Annotated in this window: 21 protein-coding genes; 6 read left to right on the forward strand and 15 right to left on the reverse strand. The window is 68.5% G+C overall.

Annotated features, from left to right (window positions below):
- Nucleotides 1-9 precede the first annotated feature (9 nt).
- The 3 genes from BAY61_RS16945 to pafA all read right to left on the reverse strand — a co-directional run bounded on the left by BAY61_RS16945 (nucleotide 10) and on the right by pafA (nucleotide 3408).
- A complete protein-coding gene (locus BAY61_RS16945; protein ID WP_091805024.1) occupies nucleotides 10-990 on the reverse strand; it encodes a helix-turn-helix transcriptional regulator in 981 nt (326 codons plus the stop codon).
- On the reverse strand, nucleotides 987-1988 hold the full coding sequence (locus tag BAY61_RS16950; RefSeq protein ID WP_091805026.1) for a helix-turn-helix transcriptional regulator: 1002 nt from the start codon (nucleotides 1986-1988) through the stop codon (nucleotides 987-989). Before BAY61_RS16950 ends, BAY61_RS16945 begins: the two co-directional genes overlap by 4 nt.
- 61 nt (nucleotides 1989-2049) lie before the next feature.
- A complete protein-coding gene (pafA, locus tag BAY61_RS16955; protein WP_091805028.1) occupies nucleotides 2050-3408 on the reverse strand; it encodes a Pup--protein ligase in 1359 nt (452 codons plus the stop codon).
- A gap of 149 nt (nucleotides 3409-3557) precedes the next feature.
- On the opposite strand from pafA, the gene BAY61_RS16960 reads away from it, so the two are divergent.
- The gene (locus tag BAY61_RS16960) at nucleotides 3558-4985 is read left to right on the forward strand and encodes a bifunctional phosphatase PAP2/diacylglycerol kinase family protein (protein WP_091805333.1); all 1428 of its coding nucleotides are present in this window, start codon (nucleotides 3558-3560) and stop codon (nucleotides 4983-4985) included.
- On the opposite strand, the gene BAY61_RS16965 is transcribed toward BAY61_RS16960, so the two are convergent.
- The 5 genes from BAY61_RS16965 to dop form a co-directional block, all read right to left on the reverse strand.
- Nucleotides 4973-5803: an MOSC domain-containing protein gene (locus BAY61_RS16965; RefSeq protein WP_091805030.1), complete on the reverse strand. Its 831-nt coding sequence runs from the start codon at nucleotides 5801-5803 to the stop codon at nucleotides 4973-4975. The genes BAY61_RS16960 and BAY61_RS16965 overlap by 13 nt on opposite strands.
- 6 nt (nucleotides 5804-5809) lie before the next feature.
- On the reverse strand, nucleotides 5810-6634 hold the full coding sequence (gene prcA, locus BAY61_RS16970; protein ID WP_091805031.1) for a proteasome subunit alpha: 825 nt from the start codon (nucleotides 6632-6634) through the stop codon (nucleotides 5810-5812).
- Nucleotides 6635-6694: 60 nt separating this feature from the next.
- The gene (gene prcB, locus BAY61_RS16975) at nucleotides 6695-7555 is read right to left on the reverse strand and encodes a proteasome subunit beta (protein ID WP_091805033.1); all 861 of its coding nucleotides are present in this window, start codon (nucleotides 7553-7555) and stop codon (nucleotides 6695-6697) included.
- Between the two features lie 90 nt (nucleotides 7556-7645).
- Nucleotides 7646-7840 carry a ubiquitin-like protein Pup gene (locus tag BAY61_RS16980; protein WP_091805034.1) on the reverse strand — a complete coding sequence of 65 codons (195 nt, stop codon included), beginning with the start codon at nucleotides 7838-7840 and terminating at the stop codon, nucleotides 7646-7648.
- Nucleotides 7841-7927: 87 nt separating this feature from the next.
- The gene (gene dop, locus BAY61_RS16985; RefSeq protein WP_091805337.1) at nucleotides 7928-9430 is read right to left on the reverse strand and encodes a depupylase/deamidase Dop; all 1503 of its coding nucleotides are present in this window, start codon (nucleotides 9428-9430) and stop codon (nucleotides 7928-7930) included.
- A 38-nt stretch (nucleotides 9431-9468) separates the two neighbouring features.
- On the opposite strand from dop, the gene BAY61_RS16990 reads away from it, so the two are divergent.
- Nucleotides 9469-9978: an NUDIX domain-containing protein gene (locus tag BAY61_RS16990; protein ID WP_245865166.1), complete on the forward strand. Its 510-nt coding sequence runs from the start codon at nucleotides 9469-9471 to the stop codon at nucleotides 9976-9978.
- Here the strand turns inward: BAY61_RS16990 and BAY61_RS16995 are convergent.
- The 4 genes from BAY61_RS16995 to arc form a co-directional block, all read right to left on the reverse strand.
- Nucleotides 9969-10631: a hypothetical protein gene (locus BAY61_RS16995; protein WP_091805036.1), complete on the reverse strand. Its 663-nt coding sequence runs from the start codon at nucleotides 10629-10631 to the stop codon at nucleotides 9969-9971. The genes BAY61_RS16990 and BAY61_RS16995 overlap by 10 nt on opposite strands.
- Nucleotides 10632-10704: 73 nt before the next feature.
- A complete protein-coding gene (locus BAY61_RS17000) occupies nucleotides 10705-11643 on the reverse strand; it encodes an aldo/keto reductase (protein WP_091805038.1) in 939 nt (312 codons plus the stop codon).
- A gap of 69 nt (nucleotides 11644-11712) precedes the next feature.
- Nucleotides 11713-12078, reverse strand: coding sequence for a hypothetical protein (locus BAY61_RS17005; protein ID WP_091805342.1), 366 nt, complete (start codon nucleotides 12076-12078; stop codon nucleotides 11713-11715).
- A gap of 85 nt (nucleotides 12079-12163) precedes the next feature.
- The gene (arc, locus tag BAY61_RS17010; RefSeq protein WP_091805039.1) at nucleotides 12164-13981 is read right to left on the reverse strand and encodes a proteasome ATPase; all 1818 of its coding nucleotides are present in this window, start codon (nucleotides 13979-13981) and stop codon (nucleotides 12164-12166) included.
- Between the two features lie 322 nt (nucleotides 13982-14303).
- Between arc and BAY61_RS33575 the strand changes: the two genes are divergently transcribed.
- Complete coding sequence (locus tag BAY61_RS33575; RefSeq protein WP_245865167.1) at nucleotides 14304-15056, forward strand: hypothetical protein; 753 nt, start codon at nucleotides 14304-14306, stop codon at nucleotides 15054-15056.
- 59 nt (nucleotides 15057-15115) lie between these two features.
- Here the strand turns inward: BAY61_RS33575 and BAY61_RS17020 are convergent, their stop codons facing one another.
- Both BAY61_RS17020 and BAY61_RS17025 read right to left on the reverse strand, forming a co-directional pair.
- Nucleotides 15116-15937, reverse strand: a complete 822-nt coding sequence (locus tag BAY61_RS17020) for a tRNA (adenine-N1)-methyltransferase (RefSeq protein WP_091805041.1) — start codon at nucleotides 15935-15937, stop codon at nucleotides 15116-15118.
- A 62-nt stretch (nucleotides 15938-15999) separates the two neighbouring features.
- Nucleotides 16000-17163 carry a site-2 protease family protein gene (locus tag BAY61_RS17025; protein WP_091805044.1) on the reverse strand — a complete coding sequence of 388 codons (1164 nt, stop codon included), beginning with the start codon at nucleotides 17161-17163 and terminating at the stop codon, nucleotides 16000-16002.
- A gap of 116 nt (nucleotides 17164-17279) precedes the next feature.
- On the opposite strand from BAY61_RS17025, the gene BAY61_RS17030 reads away from it, so the two are divergent.
- The 3 genes from BAY61_RS17030 to BAY61_RS17045 all read left to right on the forward strand — a co-directional run bounded on the left by BAY61_RS17030 (nucleotide 17280) and on the right by BAY61_RS17045 (nucleotide 20193).
- Complete coding sequence (locus BAY61_RS17030) at nucleotides 17280-18200, forward strand: RecB family exonuclease (RefSeq protein ID WP_091805047.1); 921 nt, start codon at nucleotides 17280-17282, stop codon at nucleotides 18198-18200.
- A 144-nt stretch (nucleotides 18201-18344) separates the two neighbouring features.
- On the forward strand, nucleotides 18345-19175 hold the full coding sequence (locus BAY61_RS17040; RefSeq protein WP_094168494.1) for a thioesterase family protein: 831 nt from the start codon (nucleotides 18345-18347) through the stop codon (nucleotides 19173-19175).
- A gap of 82 nt (nucleotides 19176-19257) precedes the next feature.
- Entirely contained in the window at nucleotides 19258-20193 is a 936-nt protein-coding gene (locus BAY61_RS17045; RefSeq protein ID WP_091805053.1) for a ParA family protein, read from the forward strand.
- Here the strand turns inward: BAY61_RS17045 and BAY61_RS17050 are convergent.
- Nucleotides 20190-20588 (reverse strand): VOC family protein, encoded by a 399-nt coding sequence (locus BAY61_RS17050; RefSeq protein WP_091805056.1) that lies wholly within the window; start codon nucleotides 20586-20588, stop codon nucleotides 20190-20192. The genes BAY61_RS17045 and BAY61_RS17050 overlap by 4 nt on opposite strands.
- Nucleotides 20589-20696 lie beyond the last annotated feature (108 nt).

Consider the following 20696-nt stretch of genomic DNA (forward strand, 5'->3'; position numbering starts at 1 on the left):
GTGTGCAGCTTACTGGGCGAAGGTGACGGGAAGGTGACGTGCCCGCGCCAGCGCGTCGACGGCCCGCTGTCGTACCGCCGTCGCCAGTTCCGGCGGGTGTTCCACTCGCACGTCGCCGCCGAGACCCAGCACGAGGCGCAGCATCCAGGACTGGTCGCCGTATCGCATCCGCACCCTCAGCTCACCGCCGTCGAGCTCGGCGACCTCCTCGCACGGGTAGTACTCGGCCACCCACCTGGCGTCCCTGCTCAGCACGAGCTGCGCCTCGCCGTGTTCGGGCCGGGGAGAGAACACCCCCGAGGAAAGGTCCGTCGGCCGGGCCCCCTTCGGCGGGTCGGCCCGCTCGTCGAGCACCGTCAGCTCGTCGATGCGGTCCAGCCGGAACAGCCGGACGTCTCCCGCCTTGCGGCACCACGCCTCCAGGTAGCTGGTGCCCTGCACGATCAGCAATCGCATCGGGTCGACCGTGCGCACCGACATCCGGTCACTCGAAGCCGTGTAGTAGCGGATCCGCAGCGCACGGCCAGCCTGGAGCGCGCCCCGCAGCGTCTCCCTCGTCTTCGCGGTGGCCTCACGCTCTCGCGTTCCCCTTCCGACCACCACACCGGAAGGCTGTGCGTTGCCTGCCGCGGCCTCGATCTTGGCGATGGCCCTGTGCACGGCCGCGGTGTCGACGACACCGGGCGTTTCGGCGAGTGCCCGCAGCGCGATCACCAGCGCGCTCGCCTCCGCGCCGGTCAGCCGCAGCGGCCGGTTCATCCCCGCGTCGAAGGTGACCGACACGGTGTCGCCGTCGAAGAACAGGTCGATCAGGTCGCCCGGCCCGTACCCGGGGAGGCCGCACATCCACAGCAGTTCGAGGTCCTTGCGCAACTGCTTGGCGCTGACGTCGAAGTCCTGGGCCGCCTGCTCGATCTTGATACCCGGCCTCGCCAGCAGGTAGGGCACCAGCGCCAGCAGTCTCGGCAGCCGCTCCGTCGAGCCACTCATGCCCGCTCCCCCTGCGCGACGCGTTCCAGCCGGTCCCTCACCGCTTTGGCGAGCACATCCGGTTCCAGCACGAGCACATCCGGTCCGTGGCCCGCGATCCAGTCGGCCGCGCTTTCCGGGTAGTACAGGTCGATCTCCACGATGTCGCCGTACTCCCCGGCGTCCGCGACGTCCCCGGCGCCGCCGAGGGTCATGCCGCCGACGACGGTGGCGTGCCTGCGCACTCCGGCCGCCCTCCCCTCGGCGACCCACAGTTTCGCCTTCGCGATCGGCGAGGTCTCGGCGTTCGAACCGGTGGCCACGAGTTCGAGCAGGTTCACGCCGGGAGGGCGCCGCACCTCGCCCTTCTTGCCAGCCGTGCTGACCTCACCGGTGATCCTGGAGAGCCGGAAACACCGGGGGGCCTTGCGGTCGCGGTCGTGGCCGACGACGTACCAGCGCGCCTTCCAGGACACCACGCCCCACGGCTCCAGCGTGCGGGTGCGCCGCTCAGGGGAATCCGAGCGCCGGTAGTCGAATCGCACGACCTGGCCGCTTTGCACCGCCGCGAGCAGTGGCGCGAAGGCGGGCTCGGTGTGCACGCGCGGCTCGACGACGGGCGAGGCGTTCTCGTCGACCTCGACGCCGGCCGCCCTCAGCTTCACCAGGGCGCCGTGGGCCTGCCCGGTCAGCTCTGGCGAATCCCACAGCCGCACGGCGAGCGCGACCGCGGTCGCCTCGTCGGGGGCGAGGTCGATCTCGCCGAGTTCGTAGTCGCGGCGCGCGATGCGGTAGCCCTCGACCGGATCGAACGTGGAGTTCCGGCCGGTCTCCAGCGGAATGCCCAGTTCGCGAAGCTCGGTCTTGTCTCGTTCGAACATCCTGGAGAACGCGTCGTCGGTCGCCGCGTCGGCGTAACCGGGGACGATGCCACGAATCCGCTCGGCAGTCAGGTACTGCCGAGTCGAAAGGAGAGCGAGCACCAGGTTGACCAGGCGCTCGGCGCGGGCGGTGGACACCCTGCCAACCCTAACTCGCCCCGTTCTCGCCGTTCGTCAGGTCTCCCCAGCGCGCCGCGGCCTACAACGAGTTGATCAGCCGCTCGACCCGTTCGTCGACGGACCGGAACGGGTCCTTGCACAGCACGGTGCGCTGGGCCTGGTCGTTGAGCTTGAGGTGCACCCAGTCGACCGTGAAGTCCCTGCCCGCCTGCTGGGCAGCCGCGATGAAGTCGCCGCGCAGCTTGGCCCTGGTCGTCTGCGGCGGAGTGTCCTTCGCCAGCTCGATCTCACCGTCGTCGGTCACCCTGCGCACGAGACCCTTGCGCTGCAACAGATCGAACACTCCCCTGCCGCGCCGGATGTCGTGGTAGGCGAGGTCGAGCTGCGCGACCCTCGGGTCGGAAAGATCCAGGTCGTGCTTGGCCCGGTAGCGCTCGACCAGCCTGTGCTTGATGGCCCAGTCCACCTCGGTGTCGATCTTGGAAAAGTCCTGCTGCTCCACCGCGTCCAGCGCCCTCCCCCACAGTTCGGTCACGCGCTCCGCGGTGGGATTGGGGCCGCCCGCCTCGACGTGCTGCACGGCGCGGGCGTGATATTCCCGCTGGATCTCCAGCGCGGAGGCTTCCCTCCCGCCGGCGAGCCGCACCTGGCGGCGGCCGGTCAGGTCGTGGCTGATCTCGCGAATGGCCCTGATGGGGTTGTCCAGCGTGAAGTCCCTGAACTGCACACCCTGCTCGATCATCTCCAGCACCAGGTGCGCGGCACCGACCTTGAGCAGCGTCGTCGGCTCGGCCATGTTCGAGTCGCCGACGATGACGTGCAGCCTGCGGTACCGCTCGGCGTCGGCGTGCGGTTCGTCCCGGGTGTTGATGATCGGCCGCGAGCGCGTCGTCGCGCTCGACACGCCTTCCCAGATGTGCTCGGCGCGCTGGGAAAGGCAGTACACCGCGCCACGCGGCGTTTGCAGGACCTTGCCCGCACCGCAGATGAGCTGTCTGGTGACCAGGAACGGCAACAGCACGTCGGCGATCCTCGAAAACTCCCCCGCCCTGGTGACCAGGTAGTTCTCATGGCAACCATAGGAATTGCCAGCCGAGTCGGTGTTGTTCTTGAACAGGAAGATGTCCCCGCCGATACCTTCGTCGGCCAGCCGCCGCTCCGCGTCGACGAGCAGGTCTTCCAGGATGCGCTCGCCCGCTTTGTCGTGCGTGACGAGCTGAGTCAGATCGTCGCACTCGGCGGTCGCGTACTCCGGATGCGAACCCACGTCGAGATAGAGCCGGGAGCCGTTGGACAGGAACACGTTGGACGACCTGCCCCATGACACCACTCGCCGGAACAGATACCGTGCCACTTCGTCAGGTGACAACCTGCGCTGCCCGTGAAAGGTGCAGGTGACCCCGAACTCGGTTTCGATCCCAAAGATCCGCCGCTGCATCCTCCAAGGGTATGCGCTAACGACCTGACTACGGTGAAGGAATCGGTGTCGAGACGGTGTCGGTACCGTGATTAACCGTGTTGACCCACCTCGGATCGAGGCTGCGCTGGTCGAGGCCGCGCCGGGTCGGTTACACCGACCGCAGGCTCATGACCCGCAGCGCAGCTCTCCCAGCCAGCCGCGCCGACACCGTCCTCGCGGCCGTGTCCCGTTCCGCCAACAAGGGCAGCCTGTGGTGGGTCGTGGCCTCGCTGCTGGCCCTGCGCAAGGGCCCCTCCCGGCGGGGAGCGCTGCGCGGAGCCGTCGCGATCGGCGGCGCGAGCGCGGCGGCCAACCTGATCGGCAAGCCGCTGTTTCCCCGGCGCAGGCCCGCGGCGGAGATCGTGCCGGAAGCCCGCAGGCTCGTGAAACGCCCCACCTCCTCGTCGTTCCCCTCCGGCCACGCCGCGTCGGCGGCCGCGTTCGTGACGGCGGTCACCATGGAATCGCCCGCCGCGGGCGCGGCCGTGCTTCCGCTGGCCGCCGCCGTGGCCTACTCCCGCGTGCACACCGGCGTCCACTGGCCGAGTGACGTCGGCGCGGGCGCGCTCATCGGGGTCGCCGCGGGACTCGCCACCCGGCACTGGTGGCCCCTGCACGCCGATGGGCACGGACTCACCGCGCACCGCGCGGACGCGCCGCTCATGAAGGACGGCGAGGACATGCTCGCCGTCGTCAACCCCGGCTCCGGCAATGCCGACATCGACCCGACGGAGGAAGTCCGGTTCGCCTGGCCGAAAGCCACGCTGCTCTACCCCGACAACGGGGTCGACATCCGCGGCCAGCTCAACGCGGAGATCACCCGCCGCAAGGGGAAGGTGAGAGCGCTCGCCGTCGCGGGCGGAGACGGCACCGTCGCCGCCGTTGCCTCCGTCGCGGCCGATCACGCGCTGCCGCTGGCGCTGATCCCCACCGGTACGTTCAACCACTTCGCCCGCGACGTCGGCGTGCGGTCGATGCCGGACGCCGACGCCGCCACCGAGGCTGGCAAGGCGGTCGGCATCGATCTCGGCGAGGTCGAGGTCGGTGGAGGCGACGGCACGGGCCGCCGCTGGTTCGTCAACACGGCGAGTCTCGGCGGATACCCGGAAATGGTGCGGCTACGGGAGAAGATCGAGCAACGGCACCCGAAATGGCCTTCCGCGGTACTCGCGATGGTCAGGACACTGCGCTACGCGCGCCCGCTTCGGGTGACGATCAACGGCAAGCCCGCGCTCGTCTGGATGATCTTCGTCGGCAACGGAACCTATTCACCGAAAGGCTTCTGGCCGACACACCGTCCCGCGCTGGACACCGGTCTGCTCGACGTTCGCTATCTGCGCGCCGATCTGCCCTACTCCAGGGCCAGGTTCGTCGCGGCGGTCCTGACCAACACGCTCAGCGCGAGCCATGTCTACCGGCAGTACGATCTCGCCTCCGTGGACGTCCGGCTACTCGACGGCAATCGCAGGGTCGCCACCGACGGTGAGGTCGGCGCGCTCGGCAGCGCGTTCCGGTTCCGGTCGCGGCCGAGCGCGCTCACGATCTACCGGCTCTGAGCGGACCGGTCCGACACGATCAGCTCGTCGCCGACCGACACCTTTCCCTGTCGCAGCACGGCGAATTTCGTTCCGAACGCGACGCCGCCCTCGATCCGGCGGTAGGTGGCGAGGGTGCGCAGCGGCTCCGGCCCCTTCCGGACACCGGCGTGCTGGTCGACCGTGGTGACGGCACACCGGATCGCGGGCTTCGTGTACCCGAATTCGGCGGAGCCGGCGGAAAACCCGCGCACGCCGTCCTCCTGATGTTCTTCCCAGCCCTCCACGAGGATGTTGGGCCGGAACCGGTTCACGGGCAAGCCGGGCAGCCCCCGCTCACCGAGCCGCCGGGCGAGTCCCCGCACCGACGCGGCCGACAGCAGGTGAATCGCGCTGCTGTCGGCGAAACCGGATGTTCCGGGTGTTCCGGGTGTTTTTCCGTCGGTGACCCGCGCGTGTTCCGGTGGCACTCTGACGAGCCTGCTCGCCACGCCGAGCACGGCGGACAACCAGTCCGCCGCGTCATCGCCTTGGTCTATACCACGCATCGGCACGCCGAAGAGCTCGACCGCCCTCCTCGGCCCCGAGGCGTCGACGTCGAAAACCACGTCGCCGGTCCCGTCCGCCGCGAGCGTCATGCGGGAGCCTTCGCCGGACACGGTCGGCCTGATCAGCGCGAGCCGCGGATCCCGCCGCTGGCTGCGAAAAACGCCGTCCTCGCCGACCACCATGAACGACCGGTCGTGCGCGAGACCCGCCGCGGTCACCACCGCGTCGGCGAGCACCATGGGGGCGCACCCCTTGACGGGATAGCTGAACAGCCCGGCTACCCGGGCCATTCCGCGCTAGTCTCCGGATTCCTTGCTGTCAGAGCCGCCTGAGCCATCCGCGCCATCGCCGCCATCGACCGGTTCGGCGTCGCCCTCGGACTTGCCCTCGTCCGCCTGCGCGCCGTCGGAGGCGGCCTGCTTCGCGGGCATCAACGCTTCGAGCGCGGCGCCGGTGATGCGCCGGAACTTGCGGCCAGGTCGTTCCCTGTCCAGTACCGCGACCTCAAGCTTGCCCGGCTCCCCCTCACCGTTGGTGCCGGAGTTGCCGTTGCCGGGAGAGCGCAATGCCTCCGTCGACACCCGCAGCGCGGCGGCGAGCTCCATGCCCACCTCGAAGGTGTCCTTGAGCTTGTTGCTGATCGTCTCGGCCTGACCGCCCATGACGACGAACCTCGGCTCGTCCACGATCGAACCGTCGTAGGTGAGGCGGTACAGCTCGTCCTCGTCGGAACTCGCGGCGACCTGCGCCACGCACAACTCGACCTCGAACGGCTTGAGCTGTTCGGTGAAGATCGTGCTGAGGGTCTGGGCGTAGACGTTGGCCAGCGCCCTCGCGCTGACATCGCGCCGGTCGTACTGGTAACCCTGCAAATCCACGTGCCGGATCCCGCCGCGCCGAAGGCTTTCGAACTCGCTGTACCTGCCGACCGCGGCGAACCCGATGCGGTCGTAGATCTCGGAAACCTTGTGCAGCATCGGCGAAGGGTTCTCCGCGACGAACAACACGCCGCCGCGATACTTGAGCACGACGACGCTCCGGCCCCGGGCAATGCCCTTGCGCGCGAGCTCGGAACGCTCGCGCATCAACTGCTCGGGTGAGGCGTACAGCGGCATCGTCACTGGCGTTGGCTCCGCTCTGCTCGTCGGATGGTGCGGGGACTGGGGTGACCGGGTGGCGAACTAGGTCGCGAACCGGCCGGGACGTTCGGCGCGTTCGGCAACGACCGACTGGGCGATGGAAGCCGCCTCGTCCCTCGGCAGCGCGACCGCGCCGTGCTCGGCGGTGACGGTCACGACCGTCGGATAGATGTTGCGTACCAGATCCGGCCCACCGGTCGCGGTGTCGTCGTCGGCCGCGTCGTACAGCGACTCGATGGCCGCCCGCACCGCGCTCTCGGCGTCCGCGTCCGGGTTGTACAGCTTTTTCAACGCCGACTTGGCGAACATCGAACCCGAGCCGATGGCGTGGTAGCCGCCGTTCTCCTCGTACCGGCCGCCGGTGACGTCGTAGGACACGATGCGCCCCGCCCGCTTGGGATCGGGCGCGTCGATGTCGTAGCCGACGAAAAGCGGGACGACGGCGAGGCCGGCCATGGCGACGTCGAGGTTGGCCTTGACCATGTTGCCCAGCTTGTTCGACTTGCCGTCGAGCGAAAGCGAGACGCCCTCGATCTTCTCGTAATGCGCCAATTCGACCGTGTAGAGCCGCACCAGGTCGAGCGCGATACCCGCGGTGCCGGCGATGCCGACTGCCGAGTACTCGTCGGTGATGTGCACCTTGTCCAGATCTCGCGAGGCGATGAGGTTGCCGCTGGTGGCCCTGCGGTCACCGGCGATCAGCACCCCGCCGTTGAACGTCGAGGCGACGATCGTCGTCCCGTGCGGCGGCTCCAGCGCGCTGTTCGGCGCGAACGAGCCCTCGGGACGGCTCGGCAGCAGTTCGGGTGCCTGGGCGCGCAGGAAATCCGTGAACGACGACGTCGTCGACGACAGGTATGCGGAGGGCAGCGCGAAGCCCGAGGTGCGCGGCGTGTGTTCCATGCGTGCTCGTAGTTCCCATCGACGAAGTGAAGCCGGACGGCGAATCCGGTCAGCAAGCCTATTGGATCGATCTACGCTCGCGACCGGGACCTACTGGCCGCCCTTTTGCACGTACGCGCGCACGAAGTCCTCGGCGTTCTCTTCAAGGACGTCGTCGATCTCGTCGAGGATCGTGTCGACGTCCTCGCCGAGCTTCTCGCGGCGTTCCTGCCCAGCGGGCGCGCCGGCCTCGACATCCTCGTCCGAGTCGCCGCCACCGTGCTTTTCGATCTTCTCCTGAGCCATGCTCGCCTCCCGGTGTGGCCGATGCTCTACAGCCTACCTAGCGCCCCCGACATTCGGGACGCTCGTCGCGGACTGATGATCTTTCCACTACTCCGGCGAGGTCAGCGCCTCGACCAGTTCTTCGGCGGTCGCCGCTTCGTCCAGCAGTTTCCCGACGTGGGCCTTCGTGCCCCGTAGCGGTTCGAGGGTCGGAATCCGCACCAGCGATTCCTTGCCGACGTCGAAGATCACCGAATCCCACGAGGCCGCCGCGATGGAATTCGCATACTTCTCCAGCGCCCTGCCCCGGAAGTACGCCCTCGTGTCGTGCGGCGGGGTGGTGATCGCGGCCTGCACCTCCTCCTCGCTGACGAGGCGCTTCATCGAACCCCTTGTCACGAGCCGGTTGTAAAGCCCCTTGCCGAGCCGCACATCCGAGTACTGGAGGTCGACGAGGTGCAACCTCGGCGCGGCCCAGCCAAGCTGGTCGCGCGACCGGTATGCCTCAAGCAACCGCAACTTGGCAGGCCAGTCGAGCCGGTCCGCGCATTCGGCCGGATCCCTCGCCAGCGCGTCGAGCACCTCGCCCCACAGCCTCAGCACCTCTTTCGACTGCTCGTCCGCGCCCTCGCGCTCAAGGTGGGCCGCTGCCATCTCGTGGTAGGCGAACTGCAGATCGAGCCCGGTGTACTTGCGCCCGTTGGCGAGTTCCACCTTGACGTTCAGCGTCGGGTCGTGGCTGATCTGGTGTACCGCGCGCACCGGCTCGTCGAGCTTCAGCTCGTCGAACCGCGTCCCCGCCTCGATCATGTCGAGCACCAGCGCCGTCGTGCCCAGTTTGAGGAAGGTCGAGTACTCGGCGAGGTTGGCGTCGCCGATGATCACGTGCAGCCTGCGGTACTTGTCGGCATCGGCGTGCGGCTCGTCCCTGGTGTTGATGATGCCGCGCTTGAGCGTGGTCTCAAGGCCGACTTCGACCTCGATGTAGTCGGAACGCTGGGAGAGCTGGAATCCGGCGTCCTCGCCCTGAGGGCCGATACCGACCCTGCCGGAGCCCGTGATGACCTGCCTCGAAGCGAAGAACGGCGTCAGCCCCGCGATCACCGACGTGAACGGGGTCGACCTCGCCGTCAGGTAGTTCTCGTGGGTGCCGTAACTGGCGCCCTTGCCGTCGACGTTGTTCTTGTAGAGCTGGAGCGCGGGCTGTCCAGGCACCGTGGCGGCCCTGATCGCCGCCTCCTCCATCACGCGCTCGCCCGCTTTGTCCCAGATGACCGCGTCGCGGGCATTGGTGACCTCCGGCGCGGAGTACTCCGGATGCGCGTGGTCGACGTACAACCGCGCGCCGTTGGTGAGGATGACGTTGGCCGCCCCGAGGTCTTCGACGTCGGGGTCGTGTCCCTGCTGACCGGGACCCGCGAGGTCGAATCCTCTGGCGTCGCGCAACGGCGACTCCACCTCGTAGTCCCAGCGCGCCCGCCTCGCACGGGGGATGTCGGCCGCCGCCGCGTAAGCGAGCACCACTTGCGTCGAGGTCAGTACCGGGTTCGCGGTCGCGTCGCCCGGAACCGCGATCCCGTATTCCACCTCGGTTCCCATGATCCGCCGCATGAGCACCAGCCTACGGGTCATCGTGGGACTATCCCCCGGTGGGCGGTGACGAGCTTGTTGCGATATACGACGGCGACGGCGATGTCGTCGGCAGTGCCACGAGGGCGAGAATGCGGGCCGAGGGGTTGTGGCACGCGGCAGCCGTCGTGCTGGTGCGCTCACCCGGCGGCGAGCACGTCTACCTGCATCAGCGGACCGAGGACAAGGACGTGTTCCCCTCGCTCTTCGACTGCTGGTCCGGCGGTGTCGTCGCGGCGGGCGAGACCCCTGCCGAGTGCGCGGCCAGGGAGATCGGTGAGGAACTGGGCATCAGCGGAGTGAAGCCGGAGCCGCTGTTCACCTCCGTGTTCGAGCAACCCCCGATCCGCTGTCACAACTTCACGCACGAGGTCCGCTGGGCAGGGCCGTTCGTCCTGCAGCGGGAAGAAGTCGCCGGGGGCGAGTGGATCGGCCTCGAACAGCTCAGGGCGATGGCCGAGGATCCGGCCAGCCCGCTCGTGCCGGACGGCAGGATCGGCATTCTGGAGTGGTTCCGCCGCTACGGTTGACCGGCCAGCACCGACGCGGCCACCGGCGTGAGGCGTTGCAGGGCCTCCAGCGCGCGCTGCCGGTCGCTCGCGGTCACCTCGATGGCGGACAGCACGCTGCCCCGCGTGAGCACCACGGCGCAGCTCGTCTCGGCGCACCACGCGCCCTGGGCGTCGACGTCCTTTACCGGCGCGAGCGTCAGCCCTTCGCCCTCGCACGGCGCGCCGTCGGCGAGCACGTCGGCCGCGGGCCGGCCGGGGTAGGCCGTCACGAACTGGGTGAGGGCCGAGCCCGTCGGATAGTCCCACCGGGTGAGTTCCGGTTGCTGCCTTCCGAGCCCTGCCGGGATGCCGAGCAGGCACGAGGCGTGCCCCGCGTGTTCCGGGTCCGGCGTGGGCTGACCCCTCACCACACCCTCGGCCTGGACGTCGCTCTCGGCAAGGATGGCTCGCTCAGCCTCCGCGACGAGCTCAGCTGTCGGCGCGCTCGGCTCCGGGCCGCTCGGGTCCCGACTCCAGTCGGCCTCCACGGTCAAGCTGGGCGAACCGGCGGGAGCGGGGGCGGCGGTCGCCTGCTCCGGATCGTCGTAATAGGTGTCCAGATCATTGGGCCGGTCGGCGCACCCGGCCAGACCCACCAGTCCCGTCGCGGCCGCCGCCACAACGATGGTCACCAGCCGTGGTCGACGCACCCCAGTTATCCCCTCGAACGACTACCGTCCTGACCTGATCGGGGTCAGAGAGTAGTCACTGCCAGTCGAGGGTGGAACGGTGGGCCCAGTACTCCGATGGCGCCTGCCTGAGTTCGGCGAGTGTCTCCAGTTCGTCGTCGGTGAGCCGGAGGCGCGCTCCGGCCAGATTGGACTGGAGCTGCGCCGTCCCCGCGGGGCCGAGCAGGACGACGTCGGCCCACGGCTGGGCGAAAGCCGTGGCGAGCGCGACGGCGTCGGGCGTCACGTCGTGCACGGTGGCCAGTGCGCCCACTTCGAACGGCGGGTCGACCGCGAGCCTTCCGTTGGCGAGCGTTTCCTTTGCCTGCACGAGAATTCCCTCCGCGTGCGCATCGGCGAGCGCGAGCCCCGCCGAGGGTTCCAGCGGATTCCACGTCGACTGCACGGCCGTGAACACCGGTTCGCCGTCCACCGTCAACTCCAGCGCCCGCCGGATGGTGCTCGCCTGCTCAGGACCGGAGGTGGAGAAACCGACCCTGACGCCATCGGAACGCAACGCGGCCAACTCGGCCAGCAACGGCTCGTCGGTGAACAAAGGACTGTCCGGTGTCAGCGAATGCACCTGGTACAACGACACCACATCACCGAGCAGCTCCCTGGTTTCCGCCCACTGCGCGCGAAACCGGCTCAGCGAGTGTTCCTTCACCTCGTGAACTCCGGAGTCCCTTCGCCACTCACCGACGTAGGCATAGCCCCACTTGCTGGACACCACCACGTCGGCGTGCCCCCGGTCGGCGAGCCACCCGGCAAGAAACTCCTCCGCCCTTCCGTAGGAACGCGCGACGTCCACCCTGCGCACGCCCGCCGAGTAGGCCTCGTCGAGCACGGTCTCGGTCAGCTCCCGCATGGCGTCGACGGTGCGTTCCCCCGGAAGTTCCGCGTCACTGCCGACGTTGATGTAGGCGGGCCTGCCCAGCACCGCGAGTCCCACCGCGACTCGTGTCGTGTTGTCCATGCTCGTCACGGTAGAGCGCCGGGCGGCGACCGGCCCGCCGGGCAAGACAGAGCCGGACCGTATAGGTCGTTATACGCGCGCCGCGCGCCTGCGCATCAGCTCGATGAACTGCTCCGACGAGAGCACCTCACGGTGCAGTTTCTCCAGCCTCGCGGCGGGCGCGCGCACGTATCCCTTACCGAAGACCGGAGCTATCTGCCGTAGGCTCGCTCCCGCCTCACGCGCGGCGAGCAACGCCCAGTCCGAGGCGTTGGCGAACGCGGTCGATGCCTCCCGCAACTCACCGAGCAGCACGATAAGCGCCTCGGGGTCCACCTCGCCCGACCGGACCGTCTCGGCGGCCTCTTCCAGCCACCGCAACACATCCGCGGCCGTGACGGGAGCGTGAATCCGCTCCCCCGCGTTCTCGGCCGCCACCGCATTCTGATCGTCCATGACGGACAGCGTATAGAGCGTTATACAAAACGCCAAGTGCCCCGCGAGCGTGTCGCGGGGCACTTGGCGTTGGGGTGTCTCCGGCTCAGAGGTACTGGCCGGTGTTGGTCGCCGTGTCGATGACCCTTCCCGAGTCCTGGTTCTTGCCGGTGACGAGCGTGCGGATGTAGACGATCCGCTCGCCCTTCTTGCCGGAGATCCGGGCCCAGTCGTCGGGGTTGGTCGTGTTGGGCAGGTCCTCGTTCTCCGCGAACTCGTCCACGATCGCGTCGAGCAGGTGCTGCACCCGCAAACCGGGCTGCTTGGTCTCCAGCACCGACTTGATCGCCGACTTCTTGGCCCTGTCCACGATGTTCTGGATCATCGCGCCGGAGTTGAAGTCACGGAAGTACAGCACTTCCTTGTCACCGTTGGCGTAGGTGACCTCAAGGAACCGGTTCTCGTCGGTCTCCTCGTACATCCGCTCGACCGTGTGCTGGATCATCGCGTCGATCGTGGCCTTGCGGTCGCCGCCGAACTCCAGCAGATCGTCACCGTGGATCGGCAGTTCCTCGGTGAGGTACTTGGAGAAGATGTCCTTCGCGCCCTCGGCGTCCGGCCGCTCGATCTTGATCTTCACGTCCAGCCTGCCCGGACGCAGGATCGCGGGGTCGATCATGTCCTCACGGTTGGAAGCGCCGATGACGATGACGTTCTCCAGCCCCTCGACACCGTCGATCTCCGAGAGCAACTGCGGAACGATGGTGGTCTCCACATCGGAGGACACCCCGCTGCCACGGGTACGGAAGATCGACTCCATCTCGTCGAAGAACACGATGACCGGCGTCCCGTCGGATGCCTTCTCCCTCGCCCGCTGGAAGATCATCCTGATGTGCCGCTCCGTCTCGCCGACGAACTTGTTGAGCAGCTCAGGACCCTTGATGTTGAGGAAGAAGGACTTCGCGTCCTTCGCGTCCTCTCCACCACGTGCCTCGGCGACCTTCTTGGCCAGCGAGTTGGCGACCGCCTTCGCGATCAGCGTCTTCCCGCAACCGGGAGGACCGTAGAGCAACACACCCTTCGGAGGCCGGAGCTGGTACTCCAGGTAGAGATCGGCGTGCAAGAACGGGAGTTCCACCGCGTCCCGGATCTGCTCGATCTGCCGGAAAAGGCCGCCGATGTCCTCGTAACGAACATCAGGAACCTCCTCAAGCACCAGATCCTCGACCTCGGCCTTGGGAACGCGCTCGTAGGCATAGCCCGCCTTGGAGTCGACGAGCAGCGAATCGCCCGGTTTGAGCGTCTGCTCCGCGAGCGGGTCGGACAGCCACACCACGCGCTCCTCGTCGGCATGGCCGACGACCAGCGCCCTCGAACTGCCACCGTCGTCGTCGGGCAGCAGCACCTCGCGCAACGCGCACACCTCGCCGGTGCTCTCGAATCCGCCGCCCTCGACGACGGTGAGCGCCTCGTTGAGCCGCACGCTCTGGCCACGCCGCAGCGAATCGACCTCCACCGCGGGAGACACGGAAACCCGCATCTTCCTGCCCGCCGTGTAGACGTCCACCGTGCCGTCCTCGTAGGAGGCGACGAAAACACCGTAACCGCTCGGCGGTTGCGCCAGCCGATCGACCTCCTCACGTAACGCGAGAAGCTGACTACGCGCCTCGCGTAGCGTCTCGACCAGCTTGTTGTTTCGCTCAGTGAGCTGGCTCACTCGTTCGGTCGCCTCGGCGAGCCGTTGCTCGAGTACGCGATTCTGCCGGGGTGAGTCCGTGAGCTTGCGGCGGAGCAGCGCGACTTCCTCCTCCAGGAACCGGATTTGCCGCGCTTGCTCGCTCGTCGGGCTTCCCGCCGAGCCGGCCTCGCTCGTCTCTGAAGAGTCGGCCTCCTCGTGCCGACCTCCGGGAAGGTCGTGTTGCATTTCGGCACCTCCTCGGAATGCATTTCTTTACACGGTACCGGCGATCACCGACATGAAAAGCCCTATCCGCATCACGGGACCGGCGCGTCGCGCGGCGATCGTGGGATACCCACGACCCGCGAACCCGACGCGAACCAAGGAGCGGAACGATTTCCGCCGGATCGCGACAGTGGGTGGCTTCCCCACGACTCCCGTCGAACCAGACAAATCAGTCAATGCCTTGAGAGTCCATTAGTCGTCATGACGTCATCGCTACGATCGGGGTCCCGCACGCACAGCGCGACGGGGATTTCCGCAGGAAGCAAGCACAAGGGGGCGTTTCGTGACCTATCCGCCGCAACCACAGGGACAACCCGGTCCCTACGGTCAGCAAGGCCCTTGGGGCCAGCAGGGGCCGCAAGGACAGCCCGGCGGGCAGTTCCCACCCAGTGGACCGCAGCAGTTCCCTCAGGGACAGCCCGGTCAGCAGGGCTACGGTTCAACACAACAATTTGGCCAAGCGGGTCCCTACGGCCAGCAGCAACAAGGCTTTCCCGGCCAACCGGGCATGCCGGGCGGCGGGCCTCCGAAGAAGAAGACCGGCCTCATCGTCGGTCTCTCGATCGCGGCGGTGGTCGTCATCGGCGGTGTGGTCGCGCTGATCCTGCTGCTGTCCGGCGACGATGACAAGGAAGCGTCCGGCGACAACGGTCAGGGCCAGCAGGTGTCCTCCGGCGCACCCGCGCCTCCGTCGCCGACCGGCGGCGCGACCTCGGAAAGCGTTCCGACGGAGACGAGTGAGAGCGTTCCTGGTGGCACCGGCCAAGGCGAGGACGCCCAGGCCGAGGAAGTCGCCGACAAGGCCATCGACGCGATGAACAACAAGGACAACGACCTGGCCAGGGAAATCGCCTGTGCCCCCGACAAGGCCGACATGAGCCAGCTGCCCGATGGCGCGACCTTCTCGCGCGACGGGCCGGTGACCATCAACGGCGACACCGGGTCGTTCGACGTGACCGCGACCTTGGACGGCGAAACCCAGAGCGGTTCTTTCGAACTGGAGAAGAAGTCGGGATCGTGGTGCATGGCGGGCTGATCGCCGGAACCACACACGCCGCCGCGTGGCCGAACGGCCGTGCGGCGGCGTTTTTTCGATCAGCCCTTGCTTGGCCTGCGCCGCTGTCGCATCGGCGTGACGCCCTCGGCGAGCCTGCGCGTGGTCAGCAGAAACGCCGTGTGCGCCACCATGCGGTGCTCAGGCCGCACCGCGAGACCGACGACGTGCCACGGCCGCAGCACGGTCTCCCACGATTGCGGCTCGGTCCAGCACTCCTGCTCGCGCAATGCCTCGGTGACCGTCGAAAGCTGGGTCACGGTGGCCACGTAGACGACGAGCACGCCACCGGGAATGAGGCTCGCCGCCACCGAGGGCAGCACCTCCCACGGCGAGAGCATGTCGAGTACCACCCTGTCGACCTCGCCCGTGTGCGAGGCGACGTCGGCCCGCTCCAGCGTCCAGTTCGGCGGGCGCTCACCGAAGAACCGCTCGACGTTGCGCTCTGCGTGCTCGGCGTGGTCGTCCCTCACCTCGTAGGAGGTGACCGTGCCTTCCTGGCCGACCGCCCTGAGCAACGAACAGGTCAGCGCGCCGGAACCGGCGCCGGCCTCAAGCACCCTCGCTCCGGGGAAGATGTCACCCCACATGACGATCTGGGCCGCGTCCTTGGGGTAGATCACCTGCGCCCCGCGCGGCATGGACAGCACGTAGTCGGCGAGCAGCGGCCGAAGCGCGAGATAGCTCGTCCCGCCGGCCGAGGTGAGGACCGTGCCCTCCGGCTTTCCGATCAGGTCGTCGTGCGCCAGCGCGCCACGATGAGTGTGATACTCCGCGCCCTCGGCGAGCACGATGGTGTAATGCCGCCCCTTCGAGTCGGTCAACTGCACCCTGTCCCCGGCACGAAACGGCCCTGCTGACACCGAACCTCCACTTCACGACACAACAACGGCGGTTGATCGTCGCAGATGAGCGCGGGAGCGGCTCAGCCGGTACGGCGGCGGACCTCCCCCGCCATCGCGGCCCGCAGATCTCCCCTGTGCACGACGCCGGCCGGCTTGCCGTCCTCGTCGACGACGAGGAACTGCCTCGCCGCCACCTCTCGCACGTGTTCGGCGATGTCGGCACCCGGTTCGGACAGCAGCAGAACCGTCTCCGGCCTGATGGGCTGCGCCGCGATCTCGGCAGGCGAGTGCGGCGACTCGGCGGCCAGCCGCTGCGCCGTCGTCTCGTCGAGCAGCCCGGCCGCGACGCCGTCCGCCCTCACCAGCACGACACCGCGGCCCGCCGAGGCCGACAGCGCGGCGGAGACCGGACTCTCGGCAGGCAGCTGGAGCACCGGCCGCATCAGGTCGCTCAGCGCGAGCCCGTCCGGCCATTCCCTTCTGCTCTCCGAGGTGAATTCGTTCATCGCACCGGCACCGACGAACCACGCCGTGACGACGCACACTCCGAGCCGCAGCCACCGGTCGGGACTACCCTCCGCGAGTCCCCACAACGCCCACACCAGCAGGCCGACCGCGACGGCTCCACCGCCGAACACGGCGGCCCTCGTGCCCTTCGACCTGGCCCCGGTCGCCGCCCACACACCGGCCCTCAGCAGCCTGCCTCCGTCCAGAGGCAGCCCCGGCAGCAGGTTGAACACGCCGACGGCGAGGTTGGCCACGGCGCACTCCGCGACGAGCAGCCACGCGGGCCCGCCGGGCGGAACGGCGAGCAGCAGCAGGCCGCACAGTACGGCGAGCAGCACCGACACGATCGGGCCCGCCGCGGCGACCAGCCCCTCGTGTCCTGGCTTTTTCGGTGTGCGCGCGACCTCGGAAAGGCCACCGAGCAAGAACAGCCGGAGCCTGCGCACCGGAATCCCGAGCCGCAGCGCCACCACGCAGTGACCGAGTTCGTGCGCGAGTACCGACAGCCCGAGCAGGACGGCGAACGCCGCGGACAGGGTCCACGAGGTGGCCACGCCGACCCCGGGCAGCAGCCGTCCGACGAGCGGTTCGTACAACACGACGATGACGAGCGAGCCGATCCACCACGACGGGGCGAGCAGCACGGGGACGCCGTCAACGCGGAAGAGCAGCAGACCGCCGTCCACGGCGCCGAAACGCCTGGACCTGCCCCTCCGGTGCTCGCGCGTCGCGTCCATCCGCTTGAGAGTAGAACGTCCGCTGTTGGACGCTCGTGTGCCCGTGCCGGGTGTCGCCGTGCCCACCCTCACGCGGGTTACCCGGAGTTGTCACACCGTACCGTTACGCTCCCGGCATGGCAGAGGGCACGACACGAACAGCCACGGTCACACCCACCGCTGGCGGCAGGGGCGCGCGCCGCCCCGCGCTGTCACCGTCGAGAGCGAGCGACTTCAAGCAGTGTCCCTTGCTCTACCGGTTCCGCGCGGTCGACCGGCTTCCCGAGGTGCCGACCAAGGCCCAGGTGCGAGGCACGCTCGTACATTCGGTACTGGAGAAGCTGTTCGCGCTGCCGCGCGAGGAGCGGATGCCGGAGCGCGCGAAGGATCTGTTGCACCCCACCTGGTCCGAGCTCGCCGAGGAGTGTCCGGAGTGGATGGACCTGTTCGCGAGCGGCGAGGGAGAGGACGGCGCGGACGAGACCGGTGCCGCCGTCGGCGCCTGGCTCGAAACGGCGGGCGAACTCGTCGACGCCTACTTTGGACTGGAGGATCCGCGCAGGCTGGAGCCCGAGGCGTGCGAACTGCATGTCGAGACGGAACTGAGTTCGGGCGTGCTGCTGCGCGGCTACATCGACCGGATCGACGTCGCTCCCACCGGCGAGATCAGGGTCGTCGACTACAAGACCGGCGCCGCTCCCCGCCAGATCGGCGAGGCGAAGGCCATGTTCCAGATGAAGTTCTACGCCGTCGTGCTGTGGCGGCTGCGCGGGGTCGTGCCCCGCCAGCTGAAGCTGATGTACCTCTCCGACGGGCAGGCACTGGCCTACACGCCGGACGAACCGGAGCTCGTTCGCTTCGAGCGAACCCTGGAGGCGATCTGGCAGGCGATCCTGCGAGCCGGCAAGACGGGAGACTTCCGCCCGAGCCCCAGCAAACTGTGCGGCTGGTGCTCGCACCAGGCGCTGTGCCCTTCCTTCGGCGGAACCCCTCCGGAATACCCTGGATGGCCGGAACCCGACCCTGGTGAGGAATCCGCGCTCGACCGCGCCGACTGACGGCGGACACGAGACCACCGGGCGGCAGCACAGGCAGCACAGGCAGCACAGGCAGCACAGGCAGCACAGGCAGCACAGGCAGCACAGGCAGCACAGGCAGCACAGGCAGCACAGGCAGCACAGGCAGCACAGGCAGGATAGGGCATGACAAAACCGGGAGACCACGGCGACGCCGAAGGCGGGCAACCCGCCGCCTTCTATCTCCCCTCCGGGCAAGGACGGTTTCTGCCGACCCCGCACACGGCGGGCCCCTGGTCGCCGGAAGCCCAGCATTTCGGCCCACCTTCGGCGCTGCTGGTACGCGCGCTTGAGCGGATCTCCTCCGAGCGCGACACCCTGCTGGCCAGGGTCACCGTCGAAATTCTCGGCCCGGCGCCGCTCACCGAGCTGACCGTGAGCGCCGCGGTGGAGCGGCCCGGCCGCTCGGTCGAACTGCTCTCCGCCGACCTCGTCGCGGCGGGCAGGACAGTGGCCAGGGCTTCCGCCTGGCGGATGGCGACCTCGGACACCGAGGGCGTCGCCGAGACACAGCCGTCGATGGGAGCAGCGTCGGCTCTGCCTCCCGTCGAGGGCCGCGCCGAGGCGACGTGGCCGGCCGACTGGCACAGCGGATACCTCAAGGCCATGGAGTGGCGCGCCGTGAAGGGCGCGATCCTCGAACCCGGCGCGGCGACGGTGTGGGCCCGGCAACGGGTCGCCCTCGTCGAGGGCGAACGGCCGAGCGCCCTCCAGCGCCTGTTCACCGTCGCCGACTCCGGCAGCGGGGTCTCCAACCAGCTCGACTGGCATCGCTGGCTGTTCATCAACTCCGAGCTCACCGTGCACATCCAGCGCGAACCGCTCGGCGAGTGGATCGGGCTCGACGCGGTGACCGTGCTCGGGCCACGCGGGACCGGCACGGCGCAGAGCACCCTGCACGACGCGTCCGGCCAGGTCGCGACGGGCGCGCAGGCGCTGCTCGTCAGGAGACGGTGAAAACACCCGCCCACCTCCCCGCGGCGAGAACATTGATCTACTAACCTGTCGCAAACGACGAGAACCCGGGAGCTGGCGCACAGTGCAGATCACCTCGGTGGTCAACCAGAAAGGCGGGGTCGGTAAGACCGCGCTCAGTGTCGGCGCCGCCGCCGCGCTCGCGGAGCGCGGGCGCAGAGTGCTGCTCATCGACCTCGACCCGCAGGGTCACGCCACCACGGAGTTGCTGGGGCTGCCCGAAACCCCCGCCGAGGCGCCGAGCCTCGCCAAGGCGCTCACCAAGACCTGGCGCGGCCCCGTCGAGGAACTGATCGTGGCGCACCCCCGCTGCGTCGTCGGCCAGGGCGGGGCGCTCGACGTCATCCCGACCTCACCGGGCATGTTCGATCTCGTGCGCAGGCTCGACCAGTTCAGGGTGCCCGGCTGGCAACTCGCGAGGGTCATCCAGTTCGCCAACTACGACCATGTGATCATCGACTGCCCTCCCGCGCTCGACGTGCTGACCAACAACGCGCTGGTGGCGACGCACGGCATCCTGGTGCCCGTGCAGCCTGACCGGACGAGCATCAGGGCGTTGCGGTTGATGCGAGAGCAGATCGGCTATGTCGAGTCCATCGTGAGCAGGCCGCCGATCGCCTACTACGGCATCGTTCCCGGCCTCTATCGCAGGCCGATCTCGGCCTACGCCGTCGCCGCGCTCAACGAGCTGCACCAGTTCGGCATTCCCGTACTGCCCCACGTGCCGCTCGGCGTGGTGATGAACGAGGCCGCGGCGAGGGGTATCCCGGTGACCACGTTCGCTCCGGAAACCATCCAGGCGGTCGCGTTCCGCGAAATCGCGCAGGTACTCGACACGCGCGCGGGTCAGCAACCGCCACCGGCGCCGGAACCCGTTCCAGAGCAGGATTTCGTGTTCGAGGACTTCATCGCCGACCTCTCCAACACCCGCAACGTCAACGACAACGGATCCCGGCGCAAGCTCTACGACCTGCTGCCGAAACGGAACCGGCCCCGCTAGATCGTCGGCCGCGACAGGTGTTCGCGCTCGGCATGGCTTGGCTCGACACAGAATTCGTTGCCTTCCGGGTCGGCCAATACGACCCATCCGCGCCCCTCCGGGGTACGCCGGTCGGCGACGAGGGTGGCTCCCCGCTCCCGCAGCCGGTCGACGGCTTCGTCGCGGGTCAGTCGTGCCGGAACCAGGTCGAGGTGCAACCGATTCTTGCCCGCCTTCGCTTCGGGGACCGCGACGAACAGCAACTCCGGCGCACCCGGCGTGGACGGTTCGAGCAGAACCTCGTCATCGCCGGGAGCGTCCTGGTCGCTGATCCGCCAGCCGGTGACCTCGCTCCAGAACCGGGCGAGTGCGTAGGGATTCGCGCTGTCGATGGTGAGGTGCTGAATGGTGAACACGGGACAACTCCACAGGTGGTGATCGGTCAGAACAAAACCCGGTTCGTGTGCCCCGAAACCTCCTGATCGTTCGTGCTCGCCGGAGAACGAGCGCCCCGGGCGCGGCGC

The organism is Prauserella marina, assembly GCF_002240355.1.
GTDB lineage: Bacteria > Actinomycetota > Actinomycetes > Mycobacteriales > Pseudonocardiaceae > Prauserella_A > Prauserella_A marina.